Origin of the sequence: Streptomyces sp. NPDC001351, from assembly GCF_042896045.1 — a bacterium.
GTDB lineage: Bacteria > Actinomycetota > Actinomycetes > Streptomycetales > Streptomycetaceae > Streptomyces.
On the sequence record NZ_JBIAWS010000015.1, the window covers coordinates 24,733 to 45,883 of the forward strand.

The following is a 21,151-nucleotide window of genomic DNA, read 5'->3' on the forward strand; positions in this document are numbered from 1 at the left end:
ATTTGCACGTACCCGTCAGTTGCCACTGATGCGTCCCGACGAGGGCGGGTGCGCTGATCTGCGCAGAAACCTCACAGCTCGTCCCAAGCCGGTACGTAGCCCGCGCTACGACCCGGCGCGTAGACGATGTCCACGCGCCGGTGCGGGTGTGATCCGCAGATGCGCAAGAGGCGTTTCGGTCGCTCTCGCGGCGGAACGGCCCTGAATCAGTAAGCGCGCGCGACGACCGCGACGTTACCGGGCGCGTCGTCGGCCTCGGGCACCGACCCGTCGGCAGCGACCAGACACCGTACGGTCACCGCGTGCTCGGCCAGTGAGGCCTCGCCTTCTTCGCCGAGGTCCGCCCAGGGGATGCGCGCCCAGCCGCCGGCGGCGACCGCCTCGACGGCTTCCTCGATCGTCGACACGTCGGCCGTACGGGACTCGCGGCGCTCGCGGGACTGGGCGAGCAGGAGCGCCTGGTCCTCCTCGAGGATCGCGGGCAGAAGCCGTACGAGGGAGTCGACCGGCATCGGCTCCTTGCCTCCGGGGATGCGGCGGGCCACCATCGCCGTGCCGTTCTCCAGGTCACGGGGCCCTACCTCGATGCGTACGGGCACGCCTTTCAGCTCCCAGTCGACGGCGCGGCGCCCGAAGGGAGTGTCGGTGCGGTCGTCGACGTGGACACGGAGGCCCGCCGCCTTCAGCCGGTCACCGAGCTCGCGGACCTTGGCCAAAACCGCCTCCTCTCCCTTGATCGCGAGGACGACGACCTGGATCTGCGCGAGCCGCGGCGGGACCCTGAGGCCGTTGTCATCTCCGTGAGTCATCACCAGGGCGCCGATCATGCGGGTGGTCGAGCCCCAGGAGGTCTGCCAGACCAGTTCCTGTCTGCCTTCCCTGGACAGGTACCGGGTGTTGAAGGCCTTGGCGAAGTTCTGGCCCAGTTCGTGACTGGTGACCATCTGGAGGGCCTTGCCGTCGCCCATCATGCTTTCGAGCGTGAGGGTGTTCACGGCGCCGGCGAAGCGTTCCTTGGCCGTCTTGCGGCCGGAGACGAAGTCCGTCGCGAGGACCTCGGTCAGGAAGTCCCCGTAGACGTGCTGCTGGATGTGCGCGGCGAAGTCCCGCGCCTCCTCGTACGTGGCGTGCGCGGTGTGGCCCTCCTGCCACAGGAACTCGGTCGTACGGAGGAAGAGACGGGGCCGCAGTTCCCAACGGACCACGTTCGCCCACTGGTTGATCTTCAGGGGCAGGTCGCGGTAGCTCTGCACCCACTTCGAGAAGTAGTCGTTGATGATCATCTCGGAGGTGGGGCGGACGACCGCGGGCTCCTCCAGTTCCTTGCCGCCGCCATGGGTGACCACGGCCAGTTCGGGCGCGAAGCCCTCGACGTGGTCGGCCTCCCTGGCGAAGTACGACTGCGGGATCAGCAGCGGGAAGTACGCGTTCTGGGTGCCCGTCTCCTTGATCCGGGCGTCCATCTCGGCCTGCATCCGCTCCCACAGCCCGTACCCGTACGGTCGGATCACCATGGTGCCGCGCACCGGCCCGTTGTCGGCCAGCTCGGCCTTGGTGATCAGATCCTGGTACCAGCGCGGGAAGTCGTCCGCCCGCGGGGTGAGAACGGGAGTCTTTGCCATGGGCGCGATGGTAGGGGCCCACGTTGCCGGGATGTGAATTCTTTTCGCCAGCACAGGCAACCCGCAAACCGGACCCCACGACCCCTGGACGTCCGGTCGAGTGCGGAGTTATCTGGCATACGGGGGGAGTGCGAGCGCACGTCACGGGGGCCATGGAATCGGGCACAGCGGCAACTCTCGGCGGATTGGGGCGCTTTACATGACACCTACGCTCGTGCGGCAGCAGCCGTCCCCTACGGGCCGGGCGCCCCGTGTGGACCTGTGTGCACGCGCGCGTGACTGGTCCGAGATCCAGGAGCGGATGCTGGTGCCGCTCTACGAGGCCGTGTACGAGCGACTGGAGGTGGGCCCCGGCACACGGATGCTGGGCCTCGGCTGCGGCAGCGGGCTGGCCCTTTTGATGGCGGCCTCCAGAGGCGCCGCGGTCACCGGTGTCGACCACTCCTCCCCCGAACGACTGGCTCTCGCGCGGGAGCGGCTGCTCCCGGACGCATGGGGCACGCGCGCGCGTGCAGGCACCCGGATCGTCGACGGCTCGCCCGCAGACGTCGTGGCCGCGGGCGACGCGGAGACGCCCGCGTTCACCCTGGTGACGGCTTTCGAGCCGATCGGGTGTCTGGCGGGCGACTCGGAGGGGCTCGGCGGGCTGCTGCAGGCAGCGACACCGCTCGCCGGGCACGGGGCGCCCGTGGTGCTCGCCGGCTGGGGTCCGCCGGAACGTTGCACCACGTCGTCCGTGCTGCGGGTGGCCACCAGGCTGGCGGATCCTCCCCCTGTTTCTCGACTTCGCTCGACCTGGGGGTACCCCCAGCGCGGCACGGGCAGTTGGCGCCCCGCCCTTCGCGACGACCTGGAGGAGGTCGCGCAGCGGGCGGGTCTGAAGCCGGACGGCTCGGGGCGCGTCTCCTGCCCGTTCGGATACGCGGGCGTGGACAGCGCGGTGCGGGGCCTGCTGTCGACGGGCCTGTTCGACGCGGCGATCTCCGCGACGGACCAGGCGCAGGTGGACAAGGAGCTGGCGGAGGCCCTGCACCCGTATCAGCGCCGGGACGGGACGGTGTGGATGCCGAACGTGTTCCGGTACCTGATCGCTCGTACCCCTTAGACCCCGGACGCGTCAGGCGCCTCCGCCTTCTCCAGACGTGCGATCCCTGCGATCCGGTAGGCGTCCGCCTCCTCCAGGGTCTCCCGCTCCAGCAGGGCCTGGGCCAGGGCGTCCAGTTGGCCGCGGTGGTCGCTCAGCTTGCGGCACGCCTCCTCGTAGCACTCGTCGACGATCCGGCGCATCTCGCCGTCGATCACGTCGAGGGTCCGCGGGGCGGCGGCCAGGCCGTACGCCTGCTGGGCGTCGCCGGGCAGGGCGGACAGGCGGCCGACGCGCTCGCTCATGCCCCAGCGGGCCACCATGCCGCGGGCGATGCCGGTGACCTGCTCCAGGTCGTTCTCCGCGCCGGTGGTGACGACCCCGTAGACGACCTGTTCCGCCGCCATGCCGCCGAGCGCGCCGATGATCCGGCCGCGCAGGTACTCCTCGGTGTACGCGTACTTGTCGGACTCCGGCGTGGAGAGCGTGACGCCGAGGGCCCGGCCGCGCGGGACGATGGTGATCTTGCGGACGGGGTCGGCGCCGGGCTGGAGCATGCCGAGCAGGGCGTGGCCGCTCTCGTGGTAGGCGGTGCGGCGGCGCTCCTCCTCGGGCATCACCAGCGGCCGTTCGGCGCCCAGTTGGACCTTCTCCAGGGCCTCGGAGAGGTCGGTCTGCGTGACCCGCTCCTGTTTGCGCTTGACGGCGAGCAGGGCGGCCTCGTTGGCGAGGTTGGCCAGTTCGGCGCCGGTCATGCCCGGGGTCGTACGGGCGACCTGGCCGAGGTCGACGTCCTTCGCGAGCGGGATCTCGCGGGTGTGGATCCGCAGGATGGCCTCGCGGCCGCCGCGGTCCGGGGGCGAGACCATGACCACCCGGTCGAAGCGGCCGGGGCGGGTCAGGGCCGGGTCCAGGACGTCGGCGCGGTTGGTGGCCGCGATGACGATGACGCCCTCCGAGCCGGAGAAGCCGTCCATCTCGGTGAGGATCTGGTTCAGCGTCTGTTCGCGTTCGTCGTGGCCGCCCATGCCGGAGCCGCCGCCGCGGGCCCGTCCGATGGTGTCGATCTCGTCGATGAAGATGATCGACGGGGCCACCTTGCGGGCCTCCGCGAACAGTTCACGCACACGTGAGGCGCCGACGCCGACGATCATCTCGATGAACTCGGAGGCGGACGCCGAGAAGAACGGCACGCCGGCCTCACCGGCGACGGCTCGCGCGAGGAGGGTCTTTCCGGTGCCGGGCGGGCCGGCGAGCAGGACACCCCGGGGCATCTTCGCGCCCATCCTGCGGTAGGCGTCCGGGTTCTTCAGGAAGTCGACGACGTCGTTGAGCTCGCCCTCGACCTCGTCGATGCCCGCCACGTCCTCGAAGGTCGTGCGCTTGGCGCCCGGCTGCAGTTCGACCGGCCTGGGCGGCGTCTTGCGGCCGAGCATCCCGCCCGCGCCGCCCAGGCCCGCGTTCGTCCGCCGCGCGACGAAGACCCACACCGCGATCAGCAGCAGCATCGGGGCCAGCGAGATCAGCAGATTGGCCAGAAAGCTGCGGTGCTGGACGACCGGTTCCGCGGTGACGGTGACGTTGTGCTTGGTCAGGTCGTCCCAGATCTTGTCGCTCGCGAACGTCGGGCGCTCGGTGCTGAACTTGGTGTACTTGCCGCCGCCGTGCGGGCTCTTCAGCCCCTTCTTGAGCTGGCCCTGGATCGCGTTGCCCTTGGCGTAGATCTTGCTGACGTTGCCCGCGTCGACCTGCTTGCTGAACTCGGTGTACGAAATCGTCGGCTCGTTGCCCTCGTTGAAGAACGACAGGATCAGATTCGCGATCAGATACACGACCAGCGCGGTCAGGATCAGGCTCCACCAGCCGCCGCGCATCTTCCGCCCGTCCGGCGGCCTGGGCGGCTGCTCGGGAGTGCCCTCGGTACGCCAGGGCTGGTCGGGCGACTTGCGCGGCGGGGCGGGGTTGGTCATACGCGGACGTTACGACAACGCCCCGCCACCGGCACGCGTACGGGGTGAACTCAGCCCATGAACTTCTTGAACTCGTCCGGGAGCTCGAAGTCCTGAGGCGCCTGCTGACCCGGCACGCCGAAGGCGTTACCGCCCTGAGCGGCGGCGGCCCGGCGGGCGGCCTCCTCCTGCTCCTGCTGCTTGCGCTTCATCGGGTTGCCGGAACGCTGCTTGCCCTTGGCCTTCTTCGGCTGCTTCCTGGCGCGGCCCGGACCGCCGCCCATGCCCGGGATCCCGGGCATACCCGGCATGCCGCCGCCCTGGGCCATGCGGGACATCATCTTGCGGGCCTCGAAGAACCGCTCGACGAGGTTCTTGACCGCGCTGACCTCGACGCCGGAGCCCTTGGCGATACGGGCGCGGCGGGAGCCGTTGATGATCGTGGCGTCGGCACGCTCGGCCGGGGTCATCGACTTGATGATGGCGGCGGTGCGGTCGACGTCCCGCTCGTCGATGTTGTTGATCTGTTCCTTGATCTGGCCCATGCCGGGCATCATGCCGAGCAGCTTGGAGATGCTGCCCATCTTCCTGACCTGCTCCATCTGGGCCAGGAAGTCGTCCAGGGTGAAGTCCTGGCCCTTCTTGGAGGCGAGCTTGGAGGCCATCTTGGCGGCCTCTTCCTCGCTGAACTCCTTCTGCGCCTTCTCGAACAGGGTGGCGAGGTCACCCATGTCGAGGATGCGGCCGGCCATCCGGTCGGGGTGGAAGACGTCGAAGTCGTCCAGCTTCTCGCCGTTCGACGCGAACATGATCGGCTTGCCGGTGACCGAGGCGATCGACAGGGCCGCACCACCGCGGGCGTCACCGTCGAGCTTGGAGAGGACAACGCCGTCGAAGCCGACGCCGTCGCGGAAGGCCTCCGCCGTGGTGACGGCGTCCTGACCGATCATCGCGTCGACGACGAAGAGGATCTCGTCCGGCGAGATCGCGTCCCGGATGTCCGCGGCCTGCTGCATCATCTCCTGGTCGATGCCGAGGCGGCCGGCGGTGTCCACGATGACGATGTCGTGGACCTTGGTCTTCGCGTGCTGGATCGAGTCCTTGGCGACCTGGACCGGGTCGCCCACGCCGTTGCCCGGCTCCGGGGCGAAGACGGCCACGCCCGCGCGCTCGGCGACGACGCTGAGCTGGGTGACCGCGTTCGGGCGCTGGAGGTCGGCGGCGACCAGGAGCGGCGAGTGGCCCTCTTCCTTGAGGTGCTTGGCGAGCTTGCCCGCGAGGGTGGTCTTACCGGCACCCTGCAGACCCGCGAGCATGATCACGGTCGGCGGCTGCTTGGCGAACCGCAGGCGGCGGGTCTGGCCGCCCAGGACGGTGACCAGCTCGTCGTTGACGATGTCCAGGACCCGCTGGGCCGGGTACTGCGTACCGGAGAGCTCGGGGCCGAGGGCGCGCTCCTTGACGTTCTTGATGAACGCGCGGACGACGGGCAGGGCCACGTCCGCTTCGAGCAGCGCGATACGGATCTCGCGCGCGGTGGCGTCGATGTCCGCCTCGCTCAGACGCCCCTTGCCGCGCAGATTCTTGAAGGTCGCTGAGAGGCGATCGGAGAGAGTGTCGAACACGGCGGCGTCGGTCCTCGGAGTCGGGGGCAGTGTGAGCGTCTTCCAGGATATCGGGCCGCGCAAGACAATCGTCCCCGCCCGCTCCTACAGCGCGGTCACCCCCGCAATGTCTCCTCCAGCTTCCGCGCCACGGCAGACGCCTCGTCGCCCGGCAGGGGCGCGCCCTCGGGCCCGGTCACATAGAAGGCGTCCACGGCGTTGGCGCCCAGCGTGGAGACGTGCGCGCTGCGCACCCGTACGCTCGCGTCCTCCAGGGCCCGCCCGATCCGGAACAGCAGGCCGGGGGCGTCCTGCGCCCGCACCTCGATCACCGTGGCCAGCCGGGACGCCGCCGAGGCGACCGTCACCCGCGCCGGAGGGGCCACGACACCCCGGCGGCGCGGATACGCGGCGTCGCGCTCGGCGAGGCGCCCGGCGATGTCCAGGGACCCGTCCAGGGCCCGTACGAGATCGGCGCGCAGCCTGGCCGCCTGGGGCAGCGAGCCGTACTCGGCGGCGACCCGCCAGTTCAGCAGCAGGACCGAGCCCTCGACGCCGTCCGGCAGGTCCAGGGTGCGCAGCTCGGCGGTGCGCACGGTCAGCCGGTGCATGGCGAGGACGCCTGCCACCGCGGGCAGCACTCCCTCCTGGTCCGGTACGGCGATGAGCAGTTCGACGCCGAGCGGCTCCGGGTCGCCGGAGGGCTGGTCCTCCGCCGGCGGTTCGGTCTGGGCGCGCAGGGACAGCACCGGGCTGCCGGTGGCGACCGCCTCGATGGCGAGCCGTTCCTGCTCGGCGGTGGGCGCGGCTGCCTCGGGCTCGTCGGGGACGTCCCCGGCGAGGACGGCGGCGACCCGCTTGACCAGGTCGGCGACGAGCGAACCGCGCCAGGAGGACCAGGCGGCCGGCCCGGTGGCCAGGGCGTCCGCCTCGGTCAGCGCGTGCAGCAGCTCCAGGGTGTGCTGCGAACCGACCGCCTCGGCGACCGAGCGGACCGTGGCCGGGTCCTCCAGGTCGCGGCGGGTGGCCGTCTCGACCAGCAGCAGATGGTGGCGTACGAGGGTGGAGAGCACGGCCACCTCGTCGCGGTCGAAGCCGATACGGGCGGCCACGTCCTTGGCGATGATCTCGCCTGCCACCGAGTGGTCGCCGGGCCAGCCCTTGCCGATGTCGTGCAGCAGCGCGGCGACCAGGAGCAGGTCGGGGCGGTGGACGCGGCGGGTGAACTCGGAGGCGCGTACGGCGGTCTCGATCAGGTGCCGGTCGACGGTCCAGATGTGCACGGCGTTGCGCTGCGGGCGGCAGCGCACCCGCTCCCAGTCCGGAAGCAGCCGCGTGATCAGGCCTTCCGCCTCCAGCGCCTCCCAGACGTCGATGGTGGGGTGCCCGGAGCCGAGCAGGGTGACCAGCTGTTCACGGGCCTCGGCGGGCCAGGGCGTGGGCAGGGGGCGCACGGTCGCCGCCAGACGCCGTACGGCGTGCAGGGAGAGCGGGAGGCCGGCCTGCGCGGCGGCGGCCGCGGCGCGCAGCGGGAGGACGGGGTCGCGCTCGGGGCGCGCGGCCCGGGCGAGCACCACCTCGCCGTCCTGCTCGACCACGCCCTCGGCCAGCGGGGAGCGCTCGGGGACGGGCTTTCCGCCGCCGAGCATGGCGCGCAGCCGCGGCCGTACGGCGCGCGACCGCAGCACGCGCGCCACTTCGCGCCAGGTGACGTCACTGGCATACGAGATGACGCGTGCGGCCTCGTAGACCTGCCGCAGCAGTGTGTCGGCATCCAGCAGTCCGAGCTCGGCGGCGACCTGGTCCTGCTCCTGCAGCGCGAGCCGGTCGGTCGCACGTCCGGTCGTCAGATGCAGGGCGTCGCGTACGTCGAGCAGCCGGCGCCGGGCGTCGTCGAGGCCCTCGCGCGGGGCGTCGGCCAGCCAGGAGGCGGCGACGGCACGCAGGGTGGTGGCGTCACGCAGACCGCCGCGGGCCTCCTTCAGGTCCGGCTCCAGGAGGTACTGCAGCTCGCCCTGGCGTTCGGCGCGCTCGGCGCAGAGTTCCTGGAGTTCGGGGAGACGTTTCGGCGCCTGGTTGCGCCAGTCGGCGAGGACGGCCGTCCGCAGACCGGCCGTCAGGCCCAGGTCGCCGACGATGTGGCGGGCGTCCAGGAGGCCGAGCTGGACCTTCAGATCCTCCCCGGCCGTCTTGCGGGCCTCGGCGGGGGTGCGGACCGAGTGGTCGAGGGCCAGGCCGAGGTCCCAGACGGGGTACCAGATGCGGTCGGCCAGAGCGGCGACCGCCTTGGGGTCGCTGCCGTCGTGCAGGAGGAGCAGGTCCAGGTCGCTGCGTGGGGAGAGCTCACCGCGGCCGTAGCCGCCGACGGCGACCAGGGAGACCCCGCGCAGCCCCTCGGCGCCCGCGGCGAACAGGCCCGTCAGCCAGTCGTCCGTCAGCTCGGACAGGGCGGTACGGCGCGGCGGCCCGGACTGCGCCCCCTCGGTGAGGAGGTGCAGCCGGGCCGCCGCGTAGCCGCTGGGTCCCGAGTCTTCCGCTTCCTTGTGCACGTCCGTGCTCGACACCCAGCAGCTCCTGTCCTTCTGCTTCGCTTAGAGCGCGTCCGGGCCGCGCTCGCCGGTCCGGACCCGTACGGCCGTCTCGACCGGGAGGGACCAGACCTTGCCGTCACCGATCTTGCCGGTTCGGGCCGCCTTGACGATGACGTCGATCAGCTGCTCGGCGTCGTCGTCCTCGGCCAGTACCTCTATACGGATCTTGGGGACCAGGTCGACGGTGTACTCGGCACCGCGGTAGACCTCGGTGTGGCCCCGCTGACGACCGTAACCGCTCGCCTCGGTGACCGTCAGGCCATGGACTCCGAAGGCCTGCAGGGCCTCCTTGATCTCGTCGAGCCGGTGGGGCTTCACGACGGCGGTGATGAGCTTCATGCGTCCACCTTCTTGCTCTCCGTGGCTGCCAGGACCGAAGCGGCGGATCCGGCGATGCCGCCGCCCGCGCCGCTGAAGTCGTATGCGGTCTCGGCGTGCTCGGCCTGGTCGATACCGGAGATCTCCTCGTCCTCGGTGACCCGCATCCCGATGGTCTTGTCGAGGAGGAAGGCGAGGACCGCGGAGGCGATCAGGGAGTAGGCGAGGACCGCGCCGACACCGGCGCACTGCTTCCACAGCTGGGTGAAGGAGTGGTCACCGTAGAAGACGCCGGTCGCGGTGGACTGGCCCTTGCCGGTGGCGAAGAAGCCGATGAGCAGGGAGCCGATGATGCCGCCGACCATGTGGACGCCGACGACGTCGAGGGAGTCGTCGTAGCCGAACTTGTACTTCAGGCCCACGGCCGCGGCGCAGGCGACACCGGCGATGGCACCGACGGCGATCGCGCCGAGCGGGGAGACCGCACCACCGGACGGGGTGATCGCGACCAGACCGGCGACCGCGCCGGAGGCGGCGCCCAGCGTGGTGAACGCGCCGTGGCGGATCTTCTCGTAGGCGAGCCAGGCCAGCATGGCGGCGGCGGTGGCGACCTGCGTGTTGACGAACATCAGCGCGCCGACGCCGTCGTCGTTGCCGAGCCATGAACCGGCGTTGAATCCGAACCAGCCGAACCACAGCAGACCGGCGCCGAGCATGACCAGCGGGAGGCTGTGCGGGCGCATCGGGTCCTTCTTGAAGCCGACGCGCTTGCCGATGACGAGGATGACGCCGAGAGCGCCCGCACCGGCGTTGATGTGGACCGCGGTACCACCGGCGAAGTCGATCACACCGAGCTTGAAGGCCCAGCCGTCGGCGCCCCACACCCAGTGGGCGACCGGGACGTAGACGACCGTCAGCCACAGCGCGACGAACAGCGACCAGGCCGAGAACTTGACGCGGTCCGCGAGGGCGCCGCTTATCAGGGCCGGAGTGATGATGGCGAACATCATCTGGAAGACCATGAAGACGAAGATCGGGATGGTGTAGCCGGGCCACAGCTCCGTCAGACCGATCTTGTGGAGACCGAACCAGTCGGTGTCCCAGCCGATGAGGCTGTTGTTCGTACCGAAGGCGAGGGAGAAGCCGTAGAGCACCCACAGAATGGTGACGATGCCGATGCTGATGAAGCTCATCATCAGCATGTTGAGAGTGCTCTTGACGCGGACCATGCCTCCGTAGAAGAAGGCGAGGCCCGGCGTCATGATCAGCACCAGGGCGGAAGCAATGAGCATGAAGCCTGTGTTCGCGGAGGACAGCTTGGGTGCCTCCGCGGCAAGCGTGATGGCTGGTGCCATCGGCGTCTCCTCGTCGTTGGTACGGCCCCGTGCGGGCGAAGCCTGAAGCGGTCATGAGGGGTGGGCCGGTTATGCGCCATGAGATTGGCGCAGCGCGGTTTCGTTGGAAGCCCCTCGTTGTTTCACCGCCGTGACGAAGGCACCCTGCGTGTTACGCCTCGATGAACTGCCGGATGTCAGGCGCGTCCATCGTTATCGTGGCGCAACCTTCACCGAAGGAAAGAACCGGCCACGGGCGGCCTTCCGATGACCTGGCATGGGGGGAGCCGAGTCGGGCAGTTCGGGAGGGCCGGCCGCGGCCGGGGCCAAGGGTTTTCAGACCGCCTCGGCGGTCTCCGGTAGTTCGACGGCGAGCTTCTCGGTGAGGTCCACGACCTCGGCGACGTCACCGAAATCGCGTACGGCCGTGTCGACCGTCTTTCGGATACGAGTGTTCACGCGCTCGGAGCGGACCTTCTTGGCGATGTGCATGGCCTTCTCGGCCAGCACCGCGCTGCGCTCGGGCTCACGCTGCAGCAGATGCACCGTGGCCAAGCCGATCAGGTTCAGTGCATACGAGCGCTGGTGCTCGGTGTCCCGGGAGAACAGCTCGACGGCCTGCTGCATCACGGGCTCGGCCAGGGACGCGTAGGTGGGGCTGCGGCCCGCGACATAGGCGAGGTCGCGGTAGGAGTGGGAGTTCTCGCCGTGCAGCTCGGCCTCGGAGAAGAAGCGGATCCAGTCGGGGTCCGGCTCGTCCCACTCGTCCGCGTCCGCGAAGGTGTCCTCGGCCATCCGGACCGCCCGCTTGCACTTGCCGGGCTGCCCCATGTTCGCGTAGGCGCGGGCCTCCATCGCATACAGCATCGACTGGGTGCGGGGGCTCGCGCAGTCCCGGCTGCCGTACTGCGCGAGGTGGATCAGTTCCAGCGCGTCGTCCGGCCGGCCGAGGTGGATCATCTGGCGGCTCATGCTGGAGAGGATGTACGAGCCGAGCGGTTTGTCGCCCGCCTCCTTGGCCGCGTGCAGGGCGAGGACGAAGTACTTCTGGGCGGTCGGCTGGAGCCCGACGTCGTACGACATCCAGCCGGCCAGCTCCGCCAGCTCCCCGGCGACCTTGAACAGCTTCCTGGTGGTGGCCTCGGGCTGGGGCTCCTGAAGCAGGTCCGTCACCTCGTGCAGCTGGCCGACGACCGCCTTGCGGCGCAGGCCGCCGCCGCACTGGGCGTCCCACTGCCGGAACATCACCGTCGTGGACTCCAGGAGGTCCAGCTCGGGCTTGGAGAGCCGGCCGGGCCGACGGGACGCGGCCGGCGGCTCCGGCTCCGGCTGCGGGGCCTGGGGCGAGGGCACCAGCCAGCGCTGCATCGGCTCGATGAGGGACGGGCCCGCGGACAGGGCCAGCGAGGTCCCGAGGAAGCCGCGCCGCGCCAGCATCAGGTCGCTGCGCGAGAACTCACCGAGCAACGCCACCGTCTGCGGGCCCGTCCAGGGCAGGTCGACGCCGGACACGGAGGGTGACTGACGGGCGGCGCGCAGGCCGAGGTCCTCGACGGAGACCACACAGCCGAAGCGCTCGGAGAACAGCTCGGACAGGATCCTGGGGATCGGCTCGCGAGGGTTCTCGCCGTCCAGCCAGCGGCGCACCCGGGAGGTGTCCGTGGAGATGTGGTTGGCGCCCAACTGGCGTGCCCTGCGGTTGACTTGACGGGCGAGTTCGCCCTTCGACCAGCCGCTGCGCACGAACCAGGACGCGAGCAGCTCATTGGGGCGCTTGTCCGTGCTGGTCGCGGTCGTCCCGCTTCCGCCGTTGCCGCTCACTGGAACGCCCCCATCCCTGAGACCACTTGTCGCTGAGTGCGCCAAGCCCTATTCAGAATGCCGGTAAATACAGCCGCCCGTCCGCCGGTTCTCACCCTTCGAACGGGATGCCTACTTGCCTCCGGCATACCCACGAGTGCATGTGCCCCCAGGACTCGTGCACTTACAGTAATCCTACGATCACCGGTCCAGCCATGGCGATCCCGGAAACGCCACCATTCGCCACCCCTTCGAATGAACTCAGTGTCGCCTCGGCGCGATTCACTTGACATAGACCAACCCGGAGTAGGCGGAGCGATGCACTCAGGGGCGTGCGCCGCCGAGTTCACCACCCGGGGCACTTCGAGCGCCGCCCGGACCACGCGGGGCCGATGCATCCGGAACACAGGGTCACGATCCGCATCCGCGTCGTAACCACCGACGCGTCGGACCCGTTGGAGGGGGCATGGGCTTCACGATCGGCGGCATCCGGGAGATCCGCTCCGGCTCGCGTCGGCGCGGCCGCTCCTCGGAGTGCACCGCCGTCGCCGAGTTCACGGGGCTCTGGGGCTGGGACGCGGTCCCGGGAGCCCGGACCGCAGCGGGCGACTGTTCCTGCGGCCGGGCGGACTGCGGCGCACCGGGGGCGCACCCCCTGGAGTTCGCGCCCCAGGTCCCGGCCGGCGCCACGCTCGACGAAGTGACCAAGGCGTGGGGCGAGTTCCCCGGGGCGTCGGTCATGCTCGCGGTCGGCCGGGCGTTCGACGTCATCGAGGTGGCCGAGCCCGCGGGCCTGCGCGCCCTGGTCCGCCTGGAGCGCATGGGTCTGCCGGTCGGGCCGGTCACCGCGACCCCCGAGGGCCGCGCCCAGTTCTTCGTCGCCCCCAAAGCCGCCGCCGAGCTCCCCGAGCTGCTCTACCGCATGGGCTGGGACGACCCGACCTCCCTCGACCTGCGCGGCCTGGGCCCCGGCACCTACATCACGGCGCCGCCCTCCGACCGCGGCGGCCTGGGCCCGGTGCGCTGGCTGCGGCCGCCCGCTCTGGACTCGGCCACGAAACCGCCGGCGGCACGGCTGCTGCTGGGGACGCTGGCTTATGCGGCGCATCGGTCGCGGGCGTAGGCCCCCAGCCGTACACCCAGTCGTACACAGCGAAGCGCCCGGCCCCAACTGCACCTTGGGGGCGGGCGCTTCATTGCATTTCAGGCATTCCGGGCGGGTAGTGAATTTACCAGCCACCCGGCGCTCAGTCGCCGATAAGCGCATCCACGAACGCCTCCGGCTCGAACGGCGCCAGATCGTCGGCGCCCTCGCCGAGACCCACCAGCTTGACCGGCACGCCCAGCTCGCGCTGGACCGCGACCACGATGCCGCCCTTCGCCGTACCGTCGAGCTTGGTGAGCACGATGCCGGTGATGTCGACGACCTCGGCGAACACCCGGGCCTGCACCAGGCCGTTCTGCCCGGTCGTCGCGTCGAGGACGAGCAGGATCTCGTCCAGCGGGGCGTGCTTCTCGACGACGCGCTTGACCTTGCCGAGCTCGTCCATGAGCCCGGTCTTGGTGTGCAGGCGCCCGGCGGTGTCGATGAGGACGACGTCGGAGCCCATCTCCTTGCCCTCCTTCACCGCGTCGAAGGCGACGGAGGCGGGGTCGCCGCCCTCCGGCCCGCGCACGGTGTGGGCGCCGACCCGCTCGCCCCAGGTCTGCAGCTGGTCCGCGGCGGCGGCACGGAAGGTGTCGGCGGCGCCGAGGACGACGCTGCGGCCGTCGGCGACCAGGACGCGGGCGAGCTTGCCGGTGGTGGTGGTCTTGCCCGTGCCGTTGACACCGACGACCATCACGATGCCGGGCTTGCTGGTGGCGGGCTCGGTCTTGACCGTGCGGTCGAAGTCGGTGCCGACCAGCTTGAGGAGTTCCTCGCGCAGCAGGCCGCGCAGCTCGGCGGGGGTGCGGGTGCCGAGCACCTTCACCCGCGCGCGCAGACCCTCGACCAGCTCCTGGGTGGGGGCCACGCCGACGTCGGCGGTGAGCAGCGTGTCCTCGATCTCCTCCCAGGTCTCGTCGTCGAGGTGCTCGCGGGACAGGAGCGTGAGCAGCCCCTTGCCGAGCGCGTTCTGGGAGCGGGAGAGGCGGGCGCGCAGCCGGACCAGGCGTCCGGCGGTCGGCTCGGGGACCTCGATCTCGGGGATTTCGAGGACGGGCGGCTCCTCGACGGCGACCGGCGCCGAGCCGTCCGGAAGATCCACCTCCTCTATGGTCCGGCGCGGTTCGTCGCGGGGTGTCTCGGCCTCGTCGCCGACGTGCGGCTCGGCCGGAGGGGCGGTGATGTCGGGCGCGGCGGGCGGCGGCGGGGGCAGCGACTTCTTCCGTCGGCTGCCGATGACGAGCCCGCCGAGCGCGCCGAGCACGACCACGGCGATGACTACAGCAAGGATGACGGTTTCCATAACTCGTCCAGTATCAGTCATGGAGTCCTGCGACACCCCTCTGGATGTCTGACACACCGTCAGCTAACGTCCCCCTCCACACCCGCCCGGTGAAGGGGGACCCCATGTCCGTCTCCGTCGTACGTTTCAACCTCGTCGAACCCGGTGCCACCCCCGCCTCGCTCGGCGCCCGCTACCGGGCCGCCCTGGAAATGGCCGCGTACGCCGACGACCACGGGATCACCACCGTCCAGACGGAGGAGCACCACGGCGTCGACAACAACTGGCTGCCATCGCCGTTCGCCTTCGCGGGCGCGGTCTTCGGGGCCACCCGGCGTATCGCGGTAACCGTCTCGGCGGTGATCGGCCCGCTGCACGACCCCCTGCGGCTGGCCGAGGACATCGCCGTACTGGATCTGCTGAGCGGCGGACGGCTGGTAACCGTCGCCGGGATCGGGTACCGGCCGGAGGAATACGCCCAGTTCGACGTGGACTGGAAGCGGCGCGGCAGGCTGCAGGACGAGCTGCTGGAGACGGTGCTGAAGGCCTGGACCGGGGAGGAGTTCGCATACCGGGGCCGAACGGTACGGGTCACCCCGCGCCCCTTCACCGAGCCGCACCCCCTGCTGCTGGTCGGCGGCTCGTCCAAGGCCGCAGCCCGTCGCGCGGCGCGCCTCGGTCTCCCCTTCTTCCCGAGCGCGCATCTGCCGGAGCTGGAGGCGTACTACAAGGAGCGGCTCGTCGAGTACGGCACCGAGGGCTGGACCATGATGCCCGCCGCCGAGACCCCGCTGCTGCATCTCGCGGAGGACCCCGACCGGGCTTGGGCCGAGTACGGCGAGCACTTCCTGCACGAGGCGCGGACGTACGCCTCCTGGCAGTCCGGTGACATCCGCTCGGCGGTGAGGTCGGCGGCCACGAGCGTGGACGAGCTGCGCGCCGAGGGCGTCTACCGGATCCTGACGCCGGACCAGTGTGTGGAGCAGGGGCTGGACAGCCTCGTGCTGCATCCACTGGCCGGCGGGATGCCGGTGGACGAGGGGTGGCGGAGTCTGCGGCTGCTGTGCGAAGACGTACTGCCCCGGCTCGGTGGATGAGCCGGGGCAGTACGTCTTACGGGTGTCGAGGAGCGGGCAGCGGGGACTTGGCCCGGCTCCTCGAGTTCAGGGGCCGCCTGTTCAGGAGGCTCAGCCCATCTCCTCCAGCGCCTTGCCCTTCGTCTCCTTCACGAACCTCAGGACGAACGGGACGGAGAGCGCCGCGAAGACCGTGTAGATCACATAGGTCGCGGAGAGGTTCCAGTCGGACAGCGACGGGAAGCTCGCGGTGATGGCCCAGTTGGCGATCCACTGCGCGGAGGCGGCCACGCCCAGGGCGGCGGCGCGGATCTTGTTCGGGAACATCTCGCCGAGCATGACCCAGACGACCACACCCCAGGACAGGGCGAAGAAGAGCACGAAGACATGCGCGGCGATCAGGGCGGTCCAGCCCTGCGCGGCCGGCAGCTTGCCGTCGACCAGGTGGTACGAGAAGGCCCAGGCCTCCAGCGCGAGACCGACGACCATGCCGATCGAACCGATCAGGGCCAGCGGCTTACGGCCGATCCGGTCCACGAAGACCATGGCGATCACGGTGCCGACGATGTTGATGATCGACGTCGTGAAGGAGTAGAAGAACGAGTCCGTCGGGTCGACGCCGACCGACTGCCACAGGGTCGAGGAGTAGTAGAACGCGACGTTGATGCCGACGAACTGCTGGAAGACCGAGAGGCCGATGCCGACCCAGACGACCGGCTTGAAGAAGAAGCCGCCGCCGAGCAGGTCCTTGAAGGCGGACTTGTGCTCGCTCTTCATCGCGTGCTCGATCTCGTTCACGCGGGCGTCCAGGTTGCCGTGCTCGCCCTCGACCTCGGCGAGGATCTCGCGGGCGCGCTCATGCCTGCCGACGGAGATGAGGAAGCGGGGCGACTCGGGGATGGCGAAGGAGAGCAGGCCGTAGAGGACGGCCGGGACCACCATGACGCCGAGCATGACCTGCCAGGCCTCCAGGCCCATCAGCTTGCCACGCTGGTCGCCGTCGGCGGCGTTGAGCAGACCCCAGTTGACCAGCTGTGAGATCGCGATGCCGATGACGATCGCGGCCTGCTGGAAGGAGCCGAGACGGCCGCGGTACGCGGGCGGGGCGACCTCGGCGATATAGGCGGGGCCGATCACGGAGGCCATGCCGATGGCGAAGCCGCCGACCACGCGCCAGAGAGCGAAGTCCCACAGCGCGAAGGGCAGCGCCGAGCCGACGGCGCTGACGGTGAACAGCACGGCGGCGATCTGCATGACCCGGATGCGGCCGATCCGGTCGGCGATGCGGCCGGCGGTCGCCGCACCGATGGCGCAGCCGATCAGGGCGATGGCGATGACCTGGGCCAGGGCCGCGGAGCCGATCCCGTAGCGGTCCCGGATGGCCTCGACGGCGCCGTTGATCACGGAGCTGTCGTAGCCGAACAGGAAACCGCCCATCGCGGCCGCCGCCGCGATGAAGGTGACGCGCCCGAGGTGCTCGGGGCGAGCCGTTCTGGCTCCTGACTTCTGTGCCTGCACTGTGCTGGTCACGTTCAACTCCTCGGGCCACCGGCAGCGCTGCCGGGTGGGGGGACCCTTCTTGGTAGGTATTACCTGAAGGTAAAAGCAACGTTGCCGAGACTATGCCTTCAAGTTTCGAAGTCAAGAGGTCATGCCTGTGACTTTTCAGTGCACCTGTGACGGGAATGTGTTCAACTCTTGAAGAGATCGCTCAGCGCAGCCGCTGGCTGATGACCTTCGACACACCGTCGCCCTGCATGGAGACGCCGTACAGCGCGTCGGCGACCTCCATGGTCCGCTTCTGGTGGGTGATCACGATCAGCTGCGAGGCTTCCTGCAGCTCCTGCATGATGCGGATCAGTCGCTGCAGGTTGGTGTCGTCGAGCGCGGCCTCGACCTCATCCATGACGTAGAACGGGCTCGGCCGGGCCTTGAAGATGGACACCAGCAGCGCGACGGCCGTGAGTGAGCGCTCACCGCCCGAGAGCAGCGACAGCCGCTTGACCTTCTTGCCCGGTGGACGGGCCTCGACGTCGACGCCCGTGGTGAGCATGTTGTCGGGGTCGGTCAGGATCAGCCGCCCCTCACCGCCCGGGAACAGCCGGCTGAAGACGCCCTCGAACTCGCGGGCCGTGTCCCGGTAGGCCTCGGTGAAGACCTGCTCGACGCGTTCGTCGACCTCCTTGACGACCTGGAGCAGGTCGGCGCGGGTCTTCTTCAGGTCTTCGAGCTGCTCGCTGAGGAACTTGTGGCGTTCCTCCAGTGCGGCGAACTCCTCCAGGGCGAGCGGATTGACCTTGCCGAGCTGCTGGTAGGCCCGCTCGGCGGCCTTGAGCCGCCTCTCCTGCTCGGCGCGGTGGAAGGTCCTCGGCTGGTTGCGCGGATGCTCGGGATCCTCCGGCAGCTCCTCGCCCTCGGCGGGCGGGGAGGGCGGCACCAGCTGGTGCGGGCCGTACTCGGACACGAGCCCGGCCGGCTCCACGCCCAGTTCCTCCAGCGCCTTGGTCTCCAGCTGCTCGATCCGCATGCGCTTCTCGGCACCGAGCACCTCGCCACGGTGGACGGAGTCGGTGAGCTTGTCCAACTCCGCCTTCAGATCGCGGCCGGTGTTACGCGCGGCGGTCAGCTCCTGCTCCCGGCGGGCCTTGGCGGCGTCGGCCGCGGTGCGTTCCTCCTCGGCGCGGGCGAGGGAGACCTCGACGTGCGCGAGCAGCTGCCGTGCGCCGGAGGCGACGGCTTCCGCCACGGACGCCTCGTGCCTGAGGCGCGCCCGGCGCTGCTCGGCACGCGCGCGTGCCTCGCGTTCCGCTCGCGCGGCGCGGTCGAGGGAGTCGGCCCGGCCCGCGAGTCCTTTGACGCGCTCCTCGTGTGTACGGACCTGGAGCCGGGCCTCCATCTCGGTCTGGCGGGCGTTGGCGCCATCGGCGGCGAGACGGTCCCGCACCGAGGTGTCCGGCTCCTCCTCGACGGGCATCTCCTCGGCGACCGCGAGGCGTTCGGCGAGGACCTCGACCTCTTCCAGAGCCTTGTCCAGCGCGTCCTGCGCCCGCGCGGCAGCGGCGACGGTGCGCTCCGCTTCGCCCGCCGCGCCCCGTGCCTGTCCGGCGAGCCGTCCGAGCTGCTGGGCGACGGCGGACTTCTCCCGGTCGGCGGCCCTGCGCTTCTCCCCCAGCTCCTCCACGGTCGCGGCACACTCCTTGCGCCGCTCCTGCGCCGCGTGCTGTGCCTCGGTGAGTTCCTCGCAGCGCACGGCCAGCTCTTCCAGCTCGGCTGCGGCCTCGTCGACGGAGGCCTGCACCTCCAGGAGGCTGGGTGCACCGGCGGAGCCGCCGTGTGCGAAGTGCGCCCCCAGCAGGTCGCCTTCTGCCGTTACGGCGGTGAGGTCCGGTCGTCTGTAGACGAGCTCTTCTGCGTCTTCGAGGGTGGCCACGACGACCACTCCGTGGAGGAGGCGGCGGACGGCGGGCATGAGGTCGGAAGGGCCACGGACGAAATCTGCCGCGTGAGGTTGTTGGGCGTCTGCGGGTTCGTCGTGGCTGGTCGCGCCCCGCGGCGGAGCCGCAGCTTGATACAGCCCCGCGCCCCTTACGCCAGCTGCCGAACCGCTCTCCTCAGGCGCACCCGCCAGCATCAGCGACGCACGTCCGCCGTCCTGCTTCCGCAGCAACCGGATCGCGTCCGCCGCGGCGGACGGCGAGGTCACCGCCAGGGCGTCCGCCGCCGCGCCGAAAGCCGCTGCCAAGGGGACCTCGTAGCCAGGAGTGATCGTCAGCAGCTCGGCCGCCGGACCGAGCAGCCCGGAGAGACGATCCTTCGCGCCCAGGAGCGCACCCGTGCCGTCCTTGCGCCGCAGCCCCATCGCCAGGGCTTCATGCCGTGCCTGGGTCGCGGCTCGTGTGCGCTCCGCCGCGGTGGCCGCCTCGCGGGCGGCGGTCAGGGCGGCCTCCGCCACGGCCAGCTGCTGTTTCGCCGCCGCGTGCTGCTCGCCCAGTTCCGCGTCGCCCGCGTCGAGGCCGTCGACCTCGGCCTTGAGCGCCTCGTACTCCTCCTGGGCGGCGACGGCCCGCTCCTGCGCCTCGTCCCGGGCCGCGGCCAGGCGGTCGATCTCCGCCTGTGCGGACGCGGCGCGCGAACGGGCCGCGCCCACCTGCCCGTTCAGCCGGGCGAGGCCCTCGCGGCGGTCGGCGATGGCGCGGGCGACGTCCTTCAGGCGCCGTTCTTCCTGCGTGAGTTCGCGCTCCAGCTCGGCCCGGTGCGCGACCGTGTCCTCCAGAGCCCGCTCGGCCGCCTCCAGAGCCGCCTCGAGCTCGGCCTCCTGCTCACGGATACGGGCGGCCTCGCGCTCCATGTCCTCGGGGTCGCGGCCCCGCCGCTCCTCCGGCGGCGCCGACGTCGCGCTCTTGACCCGCGCGTCGGCCAGCGAGATCGTGCCGCGCACCCGCTCGGCCAGCTGCGACAGCTCGTACCAGGTCTGCTGGGCCCGCTGGAGCCGGGGAGCGAGCTGTCGTACCTCGTCCTCCAGGAGCGCCTCGCGCTGCAGCGCCTTCTTCAGCTCCTGCTCGGCGGCTTCCTTGCGTTCCTTGAGCGCGGCCTCGTCCGCGACCTCGGCCTTCAGCGCCTCCCGCAGTCGTACGAGATCGTCCGCCAGCAGCCTCAGGCGCGCATCCCGCAGATCCGCCTGGATCACGGCCGCCCGGCGGGCCACCGCCGCCTGCCGGCCCAGCGGCTTGAGCTGTCTGCGCAGTTCGTCCGTCAGGTCCTGCACCCGCGCGAGGTTGGCCTGCATCGCGTCGAGCTTGCGCAGGGCCTTCTCCTTGCGCTTGCGGTGCTTCAGCACGCCGGCGGCCTCTTCGATGAAGGCCCTGCGGCCCATCGGATCCGCGTGCAGGACGGAGTCCAACTGGCCCTGGCCGACGATGACGTGCATCTCGCGGCCGATGCCGGAGTCGGAGAGGAGTTCCTGGATGTCGAGGAGACGGCAGGTGTCACCGTTGATCTGGTACTCGCTGCCGCCGTTGCGGAACATGATCCGCGTGATGGTGACCTCGGCATACTCGATGGGCAGGGCCCCGTCGGAGTTGTCGATGGTGAGGGACACCTCGGCGCGGCCGAGCGGCGGGCGGCCGGTGGTGCCGGCGAAGATGACGTCCTCCATCTTGCCGCCGCGCAGCGACTTGGCACCCTGCTCGCCCATCACCCAGCTCAGGGCGTCCACGACGTTGGACTTGCCCGAGCCGTTCGGTCCCACGACACACGTGATGCCCGGTTCGAACCGGAGCGTGGTCGCCGAGGCGAACGACTTGAACCCGCGGAGGGTCAGGGCCTTGAGGTGCACGCCGCTGGA

General features: G+C 70.5%; 13 protein-coding genes. 3 read left to right on the plus strand and 10 right to left on the minus strand.

What is annotated here, in order from left to right:
- Nucleotides 1-206: 206 nt before the first annotated feature.
- The gene (gene proS / locus ACFY1U_RS40000) at nt 207-1,622 is read right to left on the minus strand and encodes a proline--tRNA ligase (RefSeq protein ID WP_390698962.1); all 1,416 of its coding nucleotides are present in this window, start codon (nt 1,620-1,622) and stop codon (nt 207-209) included.
- A gap of 199 nt (nt 1,623-1,821) precedes the next feature.
- Between proS and ACFY1U_RS40005 the strand changes: the two genes are divergently transcribed.
- Nucleotides 1,822-2,727 (plus strand): class I SAM-dependent methyltransferase, encoded by a 906-nt coding sequence (locus ACFY1U_RS40005; protein WP_390698963.1) that lies wholly within the window; start codon nt 1,822-1,824, stop codon nt 2,725-2,727.
- On the opposite strand, the gene ftsH is transcribed toward ACFY1U_RS40005, so the two are convergent.
- The 6 genes from ftsH to ACFY1U_RS40035 form a co-directional block, all read right to left on the minus strand.
- A complete protein-coding gene (gene ftsH, locus ACFY1U_RS40010) occupies nt 2,724-4,676 on the minus strand; it encodes an ATP-dependent zinc metalloprotease FtsH (protein WP_390698964.1) in 1,953 nt (650 codons plus the stop codon). The two genes, ACFY1U_RS40005 and ftsH, sit on opposite strands and share 4 nt — an antisense overlap.
- 50 nt (nt 4,677-4,726) lie before the next feature.
- The gene (ffh, locus tag ACFY1U_RS40015; protein WP_390698965.1) at nt 4,727-6,280 is read right to left on the minus strand and encodes a signal recognition particle protein; all 1,554 of its coding nucleotides are present in this window, start codon (nt 6,278-6,280) and stop codon (nt 4,727-4,729) included.
- 95 nt (nt 6,281-6,375) lie between these two features.
- Entirely contained in the window at nt 6,376-8,823 is a 2,448-nt protein-coding gene (locus tag ACFY1U_RS40020; RefSeq protein WP_390698966.1) for a [protein-PII] uridylyltransferase, read from the minus strand.
- A gap of 27 nt (nt 8,824-8,850) precedes the next feature.
- Nucleotides 8,851-9,189, minus strand: coding sequence for a P-II family nitrogen regulator (locus tag ACFY1U_RS40025; RefSeq protein WP_003997576.1), 339 nt, complete (start codon nt 9,187-9,189; stop codon nt 8,851-8,853).
- Complete coding sequence (locus tag ACFY1U_RS40030; RefSeq protein WP_390698967.1) at nt 9,186-10,523, minus strand: ammonium transporter; 1,338 nt, start codon at nt 10,521-10,523, stop codon at nt 9,186-9,188. Before ACFY1U_RS40030 ends, ACFY1U_RS40025 begins: the two co-directional genes overlap by 4 nt.
- A 315-nt stretch (nt 10,524-10,838) precedes the next feature.
- A complete protein-coding gene (locus ACFY1U_RS40035; RefSeq protein ID WP_390698968.1) occupies nt 10,839-12,323 on the minus strand; it encodes a hypothetical protein in 1,485 nt (494 codons plus the stop codon).
- A gap of 445 nt (nt 12,324-12,768) precedes the next feature.
- On the opposite strand from ACFY1U_RS40035, the gene ACFY1U_RS40040 reads away from it, so the two are divergent.
- Nucleotides 12,769-13,425, plus strand: coding sequence for a bifunctional DNA primase/polymerase (locus ACFY1U_RS40040; protein WP_390698969.1), 657 nt, complete (start codon nt 12,769-12,771; stop codon nt 13,423-13,425).
- A gap of 124 nt (nt 13,426-13,549) precedes the next feature.
- On the opposite strand, the gene ftsY is transcribed toward ACFY1U_RS40040, so the two are convergent.
- The gene (gene ftsY / locus ACFY1U_RS40045) at nt 13,550-14,752 is read right to left on the minus strand and encodes a signal recognition particle-docking protein FtsY (protein WP_390698970.1); all 1,203 of its coding nucleotides are present in this window, start codon (nt 14,750-14,752) and stop codon (nt 13,550-13,552) included.
- 104 nt (nt 14,753-14,856) lie between these two features.
- On the opposite strand from ftsY, the gene ACFY1U_RS40050 reads away from it, so the two are divergent.
- Nucleotides 14,857-15,828: an LLM class flavin-dependent oxidoreductase gene (locus ACFY1U_RS40050; protein WP_390698971.1), complete on the plus strand. Its 972-nt coding sequence runs from the start codon at nt 14,857-14,859 to the stop codon at nt 15,826-15,828.
- A gap of 90 nt (nt 15,829-15,918) precedes the next feature.
- Here ACFY1U_RS40050 and ACFY1U_RS40055 read toward each other — a convergent pair whose 3' ends face one another.
- Together ACFY1U_RS40055 and smc are read right to left on the minus strand one after the other, a co-directional pair.
- Complete coding sequence (locus tag ACFY1U_RS40055; protein ID WP_390698972.1) at nt 15,919-17,337, minus strand: sugar porter family MFS transporter; 1,419 nt, start codon at nt 17,335-17,337, stop codon at nt 15,919-15,921.
- Nucleotides 17,338-17,518: 181 nt separating this feature from the next.
- On the minus strand, nt 17,519-21,142 hold the full coding sequence (smc, locus tag ACFY1U_RS40060; RefSeq protein ID WP_390698973.1) for a chromosome segregation protein SMC: 3,624 nt from the start codon (nt 21,140-21,142) through the stop codon (nt 17,519-17,521).
- Nucleotides 21,143-21,151 lie beyond the last annotated feature (9 nt).

Bases quoted from the DNA above. Each gene is read 5' to 3' on its own strand.
- proS (WP_390698962.1), bottom strand. From the start codon at position 1,622: ATGGCAAAGACTCCCGTTCTCACCCCGCGGGCGGACGACTTCCCGCGC.
- ACFY1U_RS40030 (WP_390698967.1), bottom strand. From the start codon at position 10,523: ATGGCACCAGCCATCACGCTTGCCGCGGAGGCACCCAAGCTGTCCTCC.
- ACFY1U_RS40050 (WP_390698971.1), top strand. From the start codon at position 14,857: ATGTCCGTCTCCGTCGTACGTTTCAACCTCGTCGAACCCGGTGCCACC.
- ftsH (WP_390698964.1), bottom strand. From the start codon at position 4,676: ATGACCAACCCCGCCCCGCCGCGCAAGTCGCCCGACCAGCCCTGGCGT.
- ACFY1U_RS40005 (WP_390698963.1), top strand. From the start codon at position 1,822: ATGACACCTACGCTCGTGCGGCAGCAGCCGTCCCCTACGGGCCGGGCG.
- ACFY1U_RS40025 (WP_003997576.1), bottom strand. From the start codon at position 9,189: ATGAAGCTCATCACCGCCGTCGTGAAGCCCCACCGGCTCGACGAGATC.
- ftsY (WP_390698970.1), bottom strand. From the start codon at position 14,752: ATGGAAACCGTCATCCTTGCTGTAGTCATCGCCGTGGTCGTGCTCGGC.
- ACFY1U_RS40040 (WP_390698969.1), top strand. From the start codon at position 12,769: ATGGGCTTCACGATCGGCGGCATCCGGGAGATCCGCTCCGGCTCGCGT.